This is a genomic window from Winogradskyella sp. (assembly GCF_013042245.1).
Lineage (GTDB): Bacteria > Bacteroidota > Bacteroidia > Flavobacteriales > Flavobacteriaceae > Winogradskyella.
The window spans coordinates 1-14917 of record NZ_JABDQL010000079.1 but is presented as its reverse complement, the minus strand read 5'-3'; the positions used below and the strand labels follow the sequence as shown (position 1 = coordinate 14917).

General features: G+C 33.1%; 13 protein-coding genes. 6 read left to right on the top strand and 7 right to left on the bottom strand.

Features of this window, described 5'->3' with window-relative positions:
• Positions 1–1841 (top strand): carboxypeptidase regulatory-like domain-containing protein (locus HKP48_RS06630; protein ID WP_296344090.1); only part of this gene is annotated, 1841 nt, incomplete at its 5' end.
• A 79-nt stretch (positions 1842–1920) separates the two neighbouring features.
• On the opposite strand, the gene HKP48_RS06625 is transcribed toward HKP48_RS06630, so the two are convergent.
• Both HKP48_RS06625 and uvrC read right to left on the bottom strand, forming a co-directional pair.
• The gene (locus HKP48_RS06625; protein WP_296344088.1) at positions 1921–4158 is read right to left on the bottom strand and encodes a patatin-like phospholipase family protein; all 2238 of its coding nucleotides are present in this window, start codon (positions 4156–4158) and stop codon (positions 1921–1923) included.
• A gap of 1 nt (position 4159) precedes the next feature.
• Positions 4160–5953: an excinuclease ABC subunit UvrC gene (uvrC, locus tag HKP48_RS06620; protein WP_296344086.1), complete on the bottom strand. Its 1794-nt coding sequence runs from the start codon at positions 5951–5953 to the stop codon at positions 4160–4162.
• A 100-nt stretch (positions 5954–6053) separates the two neighbouring features.
• Here uvrC and HKP48_RS06615 point away from each other — a divergent pair, with 100 nt between their 5' ends.
• From HKP48_RS06615 to HKP48_RS06595, 5 genes are read left to right on the top strand one after another with little or no spacing between them, the layout of a single operon-like run.
• Positions 6054–6248, top strand: coding sequence for a hypothetical protein (locus HKP48_RS06615; protein WP_296344084.1), 195 nt, complete (start codon positions 6054–6056; stop codon positions 6246–6248).
• A gap of 2 nt (positions 6249–6250) precedes the next feature.
• Positions 6251–6466 carry a RimK/LysX family protein gene (locus HKP48_RS06610; protein ID WP_363928600.1) on the top strand — a complete coding sequence of 72 codons (216 nt, stop codon included), beginning with the start codon at positions 6251–6253 and terminating at the stop codon, positions 6464–6466.
• A complete protein-coding gene (rimK, locus tag HKP48_RS06605; protein WP_296344082.1) occupies positions 6463–7338 on the top strand; it encodes a 30S ribosomal protein S6--L-glutamate ligase in 876 nt (291 codons plus the stop codon). Before HKP48_RS06610 ends, rimK begins: the two co-directional genes overlap by 4 nt.
• Positions 7339–7376: 38 nt before the next feature.
• Complete coding sequence (locus HKP48_RS06600) at positions 7377–8345, top strand: succinylglutamate desuccinylase/aspartoacylase family protein (protein WP_296344081.1); 969 nt, start codon at positions 7377–7379, stop codon at positions 8343–8345.
• Positions 8345–8905 carry a 5-formyltetrahydrofolate cyclo-ligase gene (locus HKP48_RS06595; protein ID WP_296344080.1) on the top strand — a complete coding sequence of 187 codons (561 nt, stop codon included), beginning with the start codon at positions 8345–8347 and terminating at the stop codon, positions 8903–8905. Before HKP48_RS06600 ends, HKP48_RS06595 begins: the two co-directional genes overlap by 1 nt.
• On the opposite strand, the gene HKP48_RS06590 is transcribed toward HKP48_RS06595, so the two are convergent.
• From HKP48_RS06590 to HKP48_RS06570, 5 genes are all read right to left on the bottom strand, one after another.
• The gene (locus HKP48_RS06590) at positions 8883–9524 is read right to left on the bottom strand and encodes a lipoprotein signal peptidase (protein ID WP_296344078.1); all 642 of its coding nucleotides are present in this window, start codon (positions 9522–9524) and stop codon (positions 8883–8885) included. The genes HKP48_RS06595 and HKP48_RS06590 overlap by 23 nt on opposite strands.
• A 6-nt stretch (positions 9525–9530) precedes the next feature.
• Positions 9531–10196 carry a hypothetical protein gene (locus HKP48_RS06585; protein WP_296344075.1) on the bottom strand — a complete coding sequence of 222 codons (666 nt, stop codon included), beginning with the start codon at positions 10194–10196 and terminating at the stop codon, positions 9531–9533.
• A gap of 7 nt (positions 10197–10203) precedes the next feature.
• On the bottom strand, positions 10204–10587 hold the full coding sequence (locus HKP48_RS06580) for a TraR/DksA C4-type zinc finger protein (RefSeq protein WP_296344073.1): 384 nt from the start codon (positions 10585–10587) through the stop codon (positions 10204–10206).
• A gap of 3 nt (positions 10588–10590) precedes the next feature.
• The gene (gene ileS, locus HKP48_RS06575; RefSeq protein ID WP_296344070.1) at positions 10591–13995 is read right to left on the bottom strand and encodes an isoleucine--tRNA ligase; all 3405 of its coding nucleotides are present in this window, start codon (positions 13993–13995) and stop codon (positions 10591–10593) included.
• 99 nt (positions 13996–14094) lie between these two features.
• The gene (locus tag HKP48_RS06570; protein WP_296344068.1) at positions 14095–14382 is read right to left on the bottom strand and encodes a helix-turn-helix transcriptional regulator; all 288 of its coding nucleotides are present in this window, start codon (positions 14380–14382) and stop codon (positions 14095–14097) included.
• Between the last annotated feature and the right edge of the window lie 535 nt (positions 14383–14917).

The following is a 14917-nucleotide window of genomic DNA, read 5'->3' as shown; positions in this document are numbered from 1 at the left end:
TAGAATTTGAAGGTGGTTTTGGTAAACTTTTAGAAGATGCTGGTAGTTATTTTAGCTTGTTTAATAGTGATTTTTCGCGATATCTTAACAATCAAGATTTTACTTCAAATACCAACCAATTTGGTGCACTTAATATCAGGCAATCTATAAATAATGTGACAGATATATCTGGTTATATTATTAGTTCTAACTCCAAAACAGATACGGCGAGTGAGACTTTAAATAATTTCCAAAATCTAGATACGCCATTTACAGAAAATCGCGGTGTTTCAAACTCTGTAAACAACTTTTTTACTATTGGCAAAGTCACCATAGATTATGACCCCAGTCTTAAAGAAGACTTTGCATATAACAGTTTTGTAAAAATGACAAACACCAATAGTAATGGCTTAATTACAACAGTAAATCCTAATCAAAATAATAATATAAACACATTAACAGATGTTGTATCGCTTAACCTAAAACAAAATGTTAATTACAGTCGTAAACTTAGTAAAGCACATACCGCAACTTTGGAAGCAACTTATATCTTTCAAAATGATAAACCCATTACCGAGTGGTTGACCAATCAACAAATCTTACAAGGGTTGATTCCGCTTATAGATGATGGTACGCCTTTTAATATTTTACAAACCAAACGCTCAAAATCTCATAGTTTTAATGCTATTATTAAAGATTATTGGGTGCTTAATAATTTTAACCATATCTACACAAGTGTTGGCGTTAATATGGCGTTTAATGATTTTTTTAACCAAGACGAGCAAATCTTAAGTGATGGCACGAGCAATAATTTTAGTTCTGCTGCTTTTGGTAATGATTTTGGATATAACTTTTTAAATACTTTTTTAGGTATAGAATATAAATTTCAAATTGGTAAAGCTATTTTTAAACCAGGGTTGTTTTATCACGGGTATTTGTGGCGTACCCAACAGTTTGAGGATGCTCAAAATTTTAATAAAACCTTGCTTTTACCACAAATGACAACTAAAGTAGAGTTTAGTAATAGCGAAAAATTAAATTTTAGATACCGCTTAAATGCGCGTTTTCCTAGTATTAACCAATTATCCAATAATTTTGTGTTATCTAATTTTAATTCTGTTTTTCGAGGTAATACCCAATTAGAAAACCAACTATATCATACAGCAAGTTTAAGTTATTATAAGTTTAGCTTGTTTAAAAACCTCAACTTCAATATAAACACTAGCTTTAACAAGCGCATTACTACAATTAAAAACGTTACCGAGCTTAATGGCATAGAATCCTTTAACACACCTATCATGTTTGACCAACCAGAACATAATTGGAGTTTGAGTGGTCGTATTTCAAAAAAAATAAAAAAGATAAAGTATAGCCTAAGTAGCCGTTTTAGCTACAATGATTTTTTTCAGATTTTGAATACTAATACCAATCTTAATATCTCAAAATCTATTTCTACAACTATTGGTGTAGAAACGTCTTTTAAGAATCATCCCAATATTGAATTAAAATACACTAAAGATTTTAGTAATTATAAAGCTAATGGGTTTAGTAACGAATTTGAAAACGATAGATTAGAAGTTATACTTGAATATGATTTTTGGAAAGATTTTATTCTCAAGGCAGATTACACATTTGATAATTATAACAACAGAAGCCAAAAAATCATCAACACCTTTGATACAGCTAATGCGTCATTGTTTTACCAAAAAGAGGATAGTCCTTGGGGTTTTGAAATTAACGCCACTAATATTTTTGATGTAAAATTTAGACAAAATAACAGCTTTAATGCGTTTGTAATAAGTGATAATAGAACGTTTGTTTTGCCACGGATTGTGATGTTTAAACTAAGTTATAAGTTGTAGCAACGTTCTTAAATTGGTATGATGTTCAATAAATTAGTGTGATACTGAAACCAGTTCAACATCACAAAGTAGCGCTTTGTTAAAACCAAAACCCTACATTAAAAAACCAATAGCTTTCTTTAATTTCTGGCGACCAAGTATACTTAGCTTCAATTGGCCCTAAAAAGGTTTCTATTGAATACCCCAAAGCAAAACCTGTGTAGTCTGGCTCAGTAAACCATTCGCCATCATCAAAAATATTATTACTAATATTTGCAAAATTACCTGAGAGAATAATATGTTGCTTTTTAAACAACTCGTAATCTAGTGTTACATCTGCTTTTACAAAACTGTTGCCTACAATAGACACATAATCGTAACCGTAAAACGAATCAAAATTATTAATAAAATTTTGGCCATAACCACCAAAAGCAAAGTTTAGAAAATTGGTAGAACGGTCTCCTAGCTGAAATCCGCCTGAGGTTTCCAAATTAATTGAAAATTTATCTGACGGACTAAATGCATAACCAATATCTGCTTTGGCAATTGAGAAACTCGCAAAATTGGTATTAAAACCATCAGCGCCTAAATACCAATGCAAATTACCGCTAATCCAAATCCCATTATTCGGGAAATATCGATTATCATAGGTGTCAATTTTTAGTCCTCCAAAAAGGCTGTAATAATCTGTGTTTTCAAAAGTAAAATCGTCTTCGGTATTGTTGTTATTTAAATTTTCGGTAGTTATTTTAAGTCGTTTATGCTCAAAACCTGCATTTACAGAAAACGCTTTAGCTAATAAGGTTTGAAAAAATATTTGATTGGTTTGGTCCTGCAATTCTACATCTACCTTATTTAAATTTCCCAAAAGTGGGTCATCTGGTTGCAGTACTAAATTGGCATTAACAGGTGTATCATATTGATTGTATCTCGATTTTAAACCAATACTAAGATAGAATCCTTTATCTATAAAATAATCAAAATCGTACCTAATATTATCACCAAAAATTAGGTCTAAAGACGCAATGTCATTTTTAGAAAACAATCGTTTTTGAGTAAAATTTACTAAGGCTGCGCTTTTATACAAACCATCATAATGTACTCCCAATTTTACAAACGTATTGGTTTTAGACTCTCTTATTTTTGCGTCTAAATCATAAGTATCTTCAATATCTGTTTTTATAAGTCTGTATCTAAACGTGTCAAAATTATTTGTAGCCACGAGGTTGTTTACACCTTTATTTAATTGGCTATAACTAATCTTATCATCTCCTTTTAGTTTCAATTTGCCTATAATATAGGATCGCGTGTAGCGTTCGTTACCAGTGACTTTAACTTTTCTAACCGTTATCGTATCGGTAATTTTAAGTTTGGGTTTTAGAGAAAAATTATTCTGTGATGCTTTTAACTTTTTTAAAGCATCTAGCTCTTTTGTTGCTGCAGCTTCACCGTTTTTAACAATTTCGCTGCCTTGGTCAAAGGAAATGACTGTAAAATTTGTAATGTCTGGTTTTATATAAATGTCCGTAAGTTTTTGCTTGTCTTGCATTACCTCAATTGTCCTAAAGTTATTAATCTGCAATAAGATGTCGGGAGCAGACTCTAAAGATTTTCTATCTTTTAAATCATCTTGGACGTCAACTCCAATGATGATATTCATTCCTTTTGCTTTTAGCTCTTCAATAGGATAATTATTGGTAACACCACCATCGATATAAATCTTATTATTAATTTCTACTGGCTGAAATAAGGTAGGAAGAGCGCTACTTGCAGATACCGCTTCGGCCAAATTTCCCTTATCCATAATTACAGATTCTCCGGTTTCAATATTTGTGGCCATACAGAAAAAGGGAATGGGTAAATTTTCGAAATTTGAAACGTCTTTAACTGGAAGCATTAACTTATATAACAAGTTGTAAACATTTTGTCCTCTTGATAATCCTGAAGGTAAGGATAGTTTAAATTTGCGAAAAGGCAGGCTTATGGCATAACGTTCCGAATTATTTCGTTCTGATAAAGATTTAGAATTCCTTGAAAATTTATCGTTTAACAGCACATCAAAATCTATAGTTTTAAATAACGAATCTAATTGCCTCCCAGAGTATCCTGATGCGTACAAAGACCCAATTACAGCGCCCATACTTGTACCTGCAACATAATCTACCTTAATCCCTAAACTATCAATAACTTTTAGCGTTCCAATATGTGCAAAACCCTTTGCACCACCGCCACTAAGTACCAAACCAACTTTAGGGCTTTCTACTTCTTGGGCAATTACCTGCTGTAGCGAGAAGATAAAGCTCAGGATTAGGATACTATATTTAAGACTTAGTTTCAATCTATTCTTTATGATAATAATTATATACTTTATTAGCTCTAGAGACACTAACAACGGTTTCTAGTTCGTCTAGTTTGGCATTGGCAATGCGCTTAACCGTTTTAAAACGCTTCATTAAATCAACTATTGTTTGCTCTCCAACTCCTGGAATATTTTCTAATTCTGTCTTTAAAGCGCCTTTGCTTCTTCTATTTCTGTGATGTTCAATACCAAAACGATGTGCCTCATTTCTTAGTTGTTGAATAATTTTTAATGTTTCACTTTTTTTATCTAAATATAAGGGAATGGGGTCATCTGGATAAAACAATTCTTCCAAACGCTTGGCAATACCGATAATTGCAATTTTTCCGCGTAATCCTAAAATATCTAAACTTTTTAATGCTGAAGATAATTGCCCCTTTCCGCCATCAATAATTATAAGCTGTGGTAGCGACAGCTCTTCTTCTAAAAGTCGTTTGTATCTCCGAAAAACAACCTCTTCCATTGACCCAAAATCATCAGGTCCTACAACTGTTTTTATATTAAAATTACGGTAATCTTTTTTACTTGGCTTTCCGTTTTTAAAAACCACACAAGCAGCAACTGGATTTGTACCTTGAATATTAGAGTTATCAAAACACTCAATATGTCTGGGCTCTTCAGATAATCGTAAATCGGCTTTCATTTGTGCCATTATACGGTTGGCGTGTCTATCTGGGTCTACAATTTTTATTTGTTTTAGTTTATCTAGTCGGAAATATTTTGCATTTCGTTCCGATAAATCTAAAATACTTTTTTTGTCTCCTAACTTTGGTACAGATACCTTGACCTCATCTCCCAACTCAACTTCGAAGGGCACATATATTTCTTTACTATTAGAATGAAAACGTTGGCGAATTTCTGTAATGGCCAACTCCAGTAAATCTTTATCCGTTTCTTGAAGCTTCTTTTTGATTTCTAAAGTGTGGGAACGAATAATAGAGCCATATGACAATTGTAAAAAATTAACATAAGCATAGCTCTCATCACTCACAATCGAAAACACATCTACATTACTAATTTTAGGATTTACAACTGTAGACTTTGCCTGATAGTTCTCCAAAATATCAAGCTTTTCTTTCACTTTTTGAGCGTCTTCAAACTGCATATTTTCTGCAAAAGTTTTCATTTGCTTTCTAAATTGCTGTAAGGAATCCTTAAAATTTCCTTTTAAAATTTCGCGAATAGCGGCAATGTTTCCATGATATTCCTCTTCAGTCTCTAAACCTTCGCAGGCACCTTTACAATTTCCTAAGTGGTATTCTAAACAGACTTTATATTTTCTGGCTTGTACTTTTTCTTCAGTTAAATGGTAATTACATGTTCGTAATTGATACAAGCCTTTTATTAAACCTAAAAGGGTTTTTACGGTTTTCATACTTGTATATGGACCAAAATATTCAGAACCATCTTTAATAACACGTCTTGTAGGAAATACACGCGGAAAACGTTCGTTTTTTACACAAATCCAAGGATAAGATTTGTCATCTTTAAGCAAAACATTATAACGTGGTTTGTATTTTTTTATCAGATTATTTTCAAGTAGCAAAGCGTCGCTTTCTGTCTCAACAACAATATGCTTTATCTCAGCGATTTTTCTGACTAAAACCCGCGTTTTACCATTGTCGTGATACTTTGTAAAATAAGAACTAACGCGTTTTTTTATGTCTTTAGCCTTTCCGACGTAAATCAAATTCTCATCTGCATCAAAATACTGGTAAACTCCAGGTTGATGTGGTAAGGTTTTTATCTGAATATCTAAGGCCGTTTCGGACATACTTTCAAAGGTAATAATTAGTATTTATCTTACGTATTTTCAATTTGTTTTATTAATACTTTCGCTACACTAAATTTTAAAATCATTTAATGACAAAAAAATGTTAGGTCGTTTTGATAAGATTGACTTTCCTAAACTAAACTTACATAATATTGATGTAAAAATTGACACTGGCGCTTACACTTCTGCAATACATTGCTCAAAAATCAAAGAGGAAAACAATATGCTCTATTGTATTTTTGAAAGTAGCGGACACCCCAACTTTAAAACCGGTGTCATTATTTTTGAAGACTAGACATATACAGACGTAAAAAAAGTAATGGTATTAAAGAAAACCGTTATAAAATAAAAACAGATCTTATTTTCTTTGGAAAAACCTATAAAATCAACTTAACTTTAAGCACTAGAGACGATATAAGATTTCCTGTTTTAATAGGACGACAATTCTTAAAGAACAAATTTTTAGTTGATGTCGACATAGAAAACCAACCTTACAATACAACTTTACAATGAATATAGTAATCCTTTCGCGAAACCCCAATCTTTACTCTACAAGGCGACTTGCAGAAGAAGGCGAAAATCGGGGACATGATATCGAAATCATTGACCCCTTAAAATGTGATATCATTATTGAGAAAGAAAAACCAACCATCTATTATAAAGACCGTTATCTAGATTATGTAGATGCAATTATTCCTCGTATAGGAGCTTCTGTAACATTTTATGGATGCGCAGTAGTACGACAGTTTGAAGAAATGGGTGTATTTACCATAGCTTCATCAGACTCTATTTTACGTTCAAGGGATAAATTAAAGAGTCTACAGCGTTTAAGCAAAGCTGGTATTGGCATGCCAAAAACAGTTTTTACAAACTACTCACGAGATGTTGTAGAAGTTATAGAACACGTAGGTGGAACACCTTGTATCATTAAGTTGCTTGAAGGTACACAAGGTCTCGGTGTTGTTTTAGCTGAAACTAAAAATGCAGCGGAATCGGTGCTTGAAGCTTTTAATGGCCTACAAGCGCGTGTTATAGTACAAGAATTTATTCGCGAGGCAAAAGGTGCAGATTTACGTGCTTTAGTTGTTGATGGACAAGTTGTTGGCGCTATGAAGCGTCAAGGAAAAGAAGGTGAATTTCGGTCTAATTTGCATCGTGGTGGTTCGGCTGAAATTGTAAAACTAGACCACAATGAATTAAAGCTCGCCATCAATGCCGCAAAGGTTTTAAAATTACCCGTTTGTGGTGTAGATATGTTACAATCTGCTCGTGGACCATTACTACTTGAGGTGAATTCCACTCCTGGATTAGAAGGCATTGAAAGTGCAACCAGCAGAAATATAGCTAGAGCCATTATAACATTTATAGAACGCAATAGAAACTAAGTTTAAGATTAATAGATTGCCGTTTTACGGACATGAATATGAGCGAAAAAGAAGTTCTAAATATTTTAGGTCAAGAAGTAGCATTGGGCGAAAGCGCTCAAGTGAGTTTTAATGTTGCTAAATTACACACACAAAACAGCATTGACGTTCCTGTAATTATAGAACGTTCTAAGAAATCTGGTCCTACAGTTTTAATTACTGCAGGTATTCACGGTGATGAAGTTAATGGTGTAGAAATTGTACGCCAGATTATTGCTAAAGGCATCAATATACCAAAACGTGGTACCATTATTTGCGTGCCCGTAATAAACGTATTTGGATTTATTAATATGAATCGTGAATTCCCAGATGGACGAGACCTTAATCGTGTTTTTCCAGGTAATAAAAGCGGTTCGTTAGCGAGTCGTGTAGCCCATAAACTGATGACTGAAATTGTACCACATGCAGATTTAATTTTAGATTTTCATACCGGTGGTGCAGACCGTTTTAATGCTGCACAAATGCGTATTGTAAAAAATGAAATAGTTCTAGACGAACTATCACAAGTTTTTGGAGCTCCTTTTGTCTATTATTCAAGAAATATTAAAAAGTCTTTTAGAAGTTCTTGTTACAAAAAAGGAATTCCCATATTACTTTTTGAAGGTGGGAAGTCATTTAACATCGATAATAGAATAACAAATACTGGTGTAAACGGTGCAAAACGTGTATTGCATCATCTTGAAATGTTAAGTTCAAAATTCAAAGTGAGTCAGCCAAAAAAACAAACAGTAAAAATTTTGGAAAGCAAATGGATTCGTGCCAATTACTCTGGTATGTTTAAGGCTTCTGTATCTGTAAATTCTCAAGTTGAAAAAGGTGATGTTATTGGTAATATTACAGACCCTTACGGTAGTTTTAATCATTTTGTAAAAGCGCCAAATAGTGGTTATATTTTTAATGTAAACGAATCGCCAATCATCTATCAAGGTGATGCTATTTTTCATATTTCTACAAAGGTTGAAGCCTAATGACTAAACCAGAATTACGTAAAAAATATAGAGCTTTACGCCAGCAATTAACTGAAAATGACATTGAAAATAAGAGCATAGCTATTGCCAATCGGTTATTGCAGTTAGATATTTGGCAGTATTCTTTTTATCATATCTTCTTGCCTATCGAAGAGCAAAAGGAAATCAATACCGAATATATATTGAATATTCTAGCAGGTAAAGACAAAAATATTGTTATCTCTAAAAGTAATTTTGAAAACTTTACAATGTCCCCTTTTTTGTTGACTGATAATACTAAGCTAAAGAAAAACGCATATAATATTCCAGAACCTGTGGATGGTATTCCTATTTCTAACCAACAAATTGATGTTGTTTTTGTCCCACTTTTAGTTTTTGATAAAACAGGAAACAGAATTGGTTATGGCAAAGGGTTTTATGACCGTTTTTTAGCAGAATGCAAACCAGAAACTATCAAAATTGGTTTATCTTTTTTTGATGCTGAAAAAGAAATTAAAGTTGCTAAAAATGATGTTACATTGGATTATTGTGTGACGCCTAATCGATTATTTCAGTTTTAGTATTATCCTTAAAAGCCTTTTTATTAAACACAATCAAAATCCCAATCCCAGTACTTATAGCTACATCAGCTACATTAAAAACTGGGTCAAAAAAAGAAATATATTTTCCACCAATAAGCGGAAGCCAACCTGGTAAAACTCCAGAAAATAAAGGAAAATGTAACATATCTACAACTTTGCCATAAAACACGCCTGCATAGCCACCACTTTCTGGTAAAACTGTAGCAACTTGTCCGTAACTATCATTAAATAATATACCATAGAATACAGAGTCGATAATATTACCTAAAGCACCAGCAAAAATAAGTGATATAGCAAAGATTAAGGTTTTTGTTTTTTGTTTTTTGATAATACTAAACAACCAGTAACCAATAACAGAAACTGCACAGATTCTGAATAGCGTTAAAATTAGTTTTGCAGATTTATCAGTAATAAAAGAAAAAACATCACTGAGTTTCGTACCCCAAGCCATACCATCGTTCTCTACAAATAAAATTTTGAACCACGAAAAGACAGTAACATCTTCATGCAACTGAAAATTTATTTTAATATATATTTTACTGATCTGGTCTATCAGTAGAATAAGAATAATAATAAAAAGTGATTTTTTTAAAGACATAAAAATCTATTGTTCAATCTTTTTGACAGTAATATTCCCGCCATTTGTGGTTAATCGCCATACGTTAAAACCTAACATATCGCTAGGAAAATCTACTAATCCATGATGCGAGTCTGTTTGTATTATTGCATTTTTTGTTCTTACAAATATATTTCCATCAACCGTCTTAATGGTTGCCAATTGAGCAGTACCGTCAATAGTACAACCACCTTGCAAAAGGTTAAATTTAATCTCATTAAATCGCCCTTTGGCTTCCACAGAGCCCACATCACTTTTTACTGAAAGATTCAGGCTCTCAGGTATTTTAATTTCTAACGCTGCGGCAACCACCTTATGCGCATTACGTTTGTCATCAGGTATTTTTTCTACAGATATTCGATTAAGAGCTACAAATAATTGTTTGTCTTTGACTTTTGAAATAACTTGGTAGTCATTACCATAATCACCATCAGATACTGAATTAATCGTAATAGTTTCAGATTTTTCTGTAGTAACCTTGATACTAAAAATCTGGTCCCCGTCAATAATAATTTCAGAAATATTATTAGACGAAAATATATTTTTAGCTTTATTCTGCCCGAAGCTAAAAACTGAAAATCCAATAAAACCAAAAAATAAAAAAGTCTTGAAATTAATATCCCAAGACTTTAAAATATATAATGTACACTGCATGAAATAATTATTTCTGCATGTTTTTAGCTTCAATACTTAGTGTTGCGTGTGGCACTAATTTTAGACGCTCTTTTTTAATGAGTTTACCTGTAACACGGCACACACCATAGGTCTTGTTTTCAATTCTAATCACAGCATTTTTTAGGTCTCGGATAAATTTTTCTTGGCGAATAGCTAAAGCCGAATTTGCTTCTTTACTCATTGTAGCACTTCCTTCTTCAAAAGCCTTAAACGTCGGTGATGTATCGTCAGTACCATTATCATGGTCGTTCATGTAAGCACTTTTAATCAACTCTAAATCGTGCTCTGCATTATCAATTTTTTCTTGAATAAGCACTCTAAATTCTTCTAAATCTTTATCTGAATATCTATTATTTGTATCTGCTGCCATGTCTTAATGTTTTTGAATAAACAACTTGGTATTTACATCATCAAAAGCAATTTCTATACCATTGTTTAGGTTATCAATAATTTTTAAATCGTTTGTTAAAGTTTCTGTTTTAATATAGTCTTCATTGTCACTTACAGCATCTACAATATTAGTTTCTGTTTGCAACTGAACATCTATTCTATCTGTAACCTCAAAACCTGAATCTTTACGTAAATTCTGAATACGATTAACGAGTTCTCTTGCAATGCCTTCTCTACGTAAATCTTCATTTATAGTAACATCTAAGGCCACTGTTAATGCACCTTCGTTGGCCACTAACCATCCTTCGATATCTTGTGAGGTAATCTCCACATCTTCAAGGTTCAATGTAATATTTTTTTCATTAATATCTAGTTCAAAACTGCCGTTTTGCTCCATTTTGTTAATATCTTCTGATGTAAAACTATTGACTGCACTAGCAATCAGTTTCATGTCTTTTCCAAAACGTGGCCCAAGGGTTTTGAAATTTGGTTTGATTTGCTTCACTAAAATATCTGATGCATCTTCAAGCAGCTCAATTTCTTTTATATTAACCTCGTATTTTATTAAATCAGCCACAGCTTCTATCTCCTCTTTTTGTTGCGTACTCGTTACAGGAATCATAATTTTCTGTAATGGCTGACGTACTTTAATTTTTTCTTTTGCTCTTAAGGATAAAACTAAAGATGAAATAGTCTGTGCATTTTCCATCTTGCGTTCTAAGACTTTATCTATAGCACTTTTGTCTGTAATAGGAAATTCAGCTAAATGTACACTTTCAAAATTCTCCTTTTTGGTAACAGCATTTAAATCTAAGTACAATCTATCCATAAAGAAAGGTGCAATTGGCGCTCCTAATTTTGCCAGAGTTACCATGCAGGTGTAAAGCGTTTGGTATGCCGAAATTTTATCGGTTTGGTAATCGCCTTTCCAGAAACGTCTTCTACTTAAACGCACATACCAGTTACTTAAGTATTCTTGCGTAAAATTTGAAATAGCTCGTGCAGCTTTTGTTGGCTCATAATCCGTATAAAAAGCATCTACTTTTTTAATTAATGTATTTAATTCTGAAAGTATCCAACGGTCTATCTCTGGACGTTCGTTTAATAGAATATCAGCTTCGGAATAATCGAAACCGTCTAGGTTTGTATATAATGAAAAGAACGAATAGGTGTTGTAAAGCGTTCCGAAGAATTTTCGCCTTACCTCTTCTATTCCATCTACATCAAACTTTAAATTATCCCATGGATTCGCATTACTTATCATGTACCAACGTGTAGCGTCTGCACCATATTTTGATAATGTTTCAAACGGGTCTGTTGCGTTACCTAATCGCTTAGACATTTTCTGGCCGTTTTTATCTAAAACTAACCCGTTTGACACTACATTCTTATAAGCTACAGAATCGAAAACCATGGTTGCGATAGCATGAAGTGTATAAAACCAACCACGTGTTTGGTCTACACCTTCAGCAATAAAATCTGCTGGAAAAGCTTCGTTATTATCTATAAGATTCTTGTTTTCGAACGGATAATGCCATTGTGCATAAGGCATTGAACCAGAATCGAACCATACATCGATTAAATCGCTTTCGCGTTTCATTGGCTGACCTGATTTTGAAACCAAAACAATTTTATCAACTACATTTTTATGTAGGTCTATTTTCTCGTAATTTTCTTCAGACATATTGCCAACTTCAAAATCAGCGAAAATATCTTCAGACATAACACCAGCTTCTACGGCTGTTTTCATTTCTGCTTTCAGTTCTTTCAGAGAACCGATACAAATCTGATCTTTTCCGTCTTCAGTTCTCCAAATTGGTAATGGAATTCCCCAAAAACGTGAACGTGATAAATTCCAATCGTTAGCGTTTGCTAACCAGTTTCCAAAACGGCCTTCACCTGTGGATTTTGGTTTCCAGTTAATTCCCATATTAAGTTCGTGCATGCGACCTTTTACATCTGTCACTTTGATGAACCAAGAATCTAAGGGGTAATATAAAATAGGCTTATCTGTACGCCAGCAGTTTGGATAGCTGTGTTTATATTTTTCAACCTTAAAGGCTTTATTTTCAATCTTTAATTTAATGGCAAGCTCAACATCTATTGACTTTTCTGGCGCTTCACCATCAGGATAATATTCGTTTTTTACGTATTTACCACCAAAATCGCCTAATTCCGTTCTGAATTTACCTTGTAAATCTACTAGTGGTACTAAATTATCGTTCTTATCTTTTACTAAAAATGGTGGGATTTCAGGGTTTGCTTGCTTTGCAACCAAAGCATCATCTGCACCAAAAGTTGGTGCTGTATGAACTATTCCTGTTCCGTCTTCAGTGGTTACAAAATCTCCAGAAATGACTCTGAAAGCATTTTGTTTATTTTCAAACTCAAGATTGAAATCTAATAGTTGTTCGTAAGTGATACCTACTAAATCTTTTCCCTTAAATTCTTTGACGACATAGTATGGAATCTTTTTATCTCCAGAATTGTAGGCTAATAATTCTGATTTTTTTTCAACTTGATTGAACTTTCCAGCGAATTGTTTTTCTACTAAGCTCTTCGCTAAAACTACATTCATAGGTTTAAATGTGTATTGATTATAGGTTTCAACCAAAACATAATCAATCTTTGGTCCAACAGTTAGTGCCGTATTACTCGGTAATGTCCAAGGTGTTGTCGTCCAAGCAAGGAAATAAATATCACCTTCATCTTGAAGCAAATCAGGAAGACTCTCTGCATTGGCTTTAAACTGAGCTACAACCGTTGTATCTGTTACGTCTTGATAGGTTCCTGGCTGATTAAGCTCATGCGAACTTAAACCTGTACCTGCTTTTGGAGAATATGGCTGAATTGTATAGCCTTTGTATAATAAATCTTTATTGTAAATCTGTTTTAAGAGCCACCAAACAGATTCCATATATTTGGATTTATAGGTAATGTATGGGTCGTCCATATTAACCCAATAACCCATTTTTTGGGTGAGGTCGTTCCAAATATCCGTATAACGCATTACGGCTTTTTTACAAGCGGCATTATATTCTTCTACTGTAATTTTGGTGCCAATATCTTCCTTAGTAATACCAAGTTCTTTCTCAACGCCCAATTCAATTGGTAAACCATGGGTATCCCAACCTGCTTTACGCTTTACTTGGAAACCTTTCATGGTTTTATAGCGTGGAAAAATATCTTTAATGGCACGTGCTAAGACATGGTGCACACCAGGCAATCCGTTTGCAGAAGGTGGTCCTTCAAAAAACACGTAAGGTGGTTTTCCTTCTCGTGTGGTTACACTTTTATTGAAGATATCATTTGCTTCCCAATAGTTGCTAATTTCATCAGCAACATTTGGTAAGTTAAGTCCTTTGTATTCAGGGAACTTTTGGCTCATTTTTAGCATTTCTTATAAGGATGCAAAAATACTAATTTTTGTGTAATTTACTGATTGAGAATGCTCAAAAAAAGACAATTTGTTAATCCTTAATGCTCTTTAATTAATGTTGATATCATTTTCAAAATCAATAAGCTTATTTTTAAGTGCATAGATTACCAAACCTGCAATATTTTTAGAATCTGTTTTTAAAAGAAGATTATTTCTGTGACCTTCAACCGTTCTTGGGCTAAGAAAGAGTTTATCTGCTATATCTTTAGCAGTCATTTGTTTACAAACTAGCCCTAATATTTGCAGTTCTCTTTTGGAAAAATAATTGGCCTCAAAATTTGATTTTGTTACTTTATCCTTTGTATTATTTATATTTTCATGAATGTATTGTAACACAATTTCATTATGATAAAACCCTTTTTCATGTGTCTTTCTACTTATTTGTTACCTCTTTGATTTACAGGGCTTAACGTGTTTATTGTTTGATTTTTGACTAAAAAAACCCTGTCCCATTTATAGGTTTCGGTATTTTATCTATTTTAATAAGTAGCAATACGTTAGGAAAATTAAAATTTCATATTCATGCTCCCTCCTTGATTACTCTCGGATTGGCAATACTCTTGGGTGCTTAACGTTTGTTATCAGTTTCATGTTCGGGGTTTCCTGTTTTGCAGGATGTTTCAACCTCCAGTAAAAATCTACCTTTTTAAATTATGCTACTTTGTTTTCAAATTTACAAATTAATTCTTACCAACTTATCCGCCTCAAAAGTCATTCCATCGGGTGGCAAAATCCTTGCATGGATGTTTCATACGAATAAATTATGTTTAAAGTTCATGTTTTCAACATTTTAGATTAAACTGCTAAGAATCCCTTTTAGGTAAAATTTTCATACACATGCTTTAATGCAATACTCTTTTGTACTTAACAG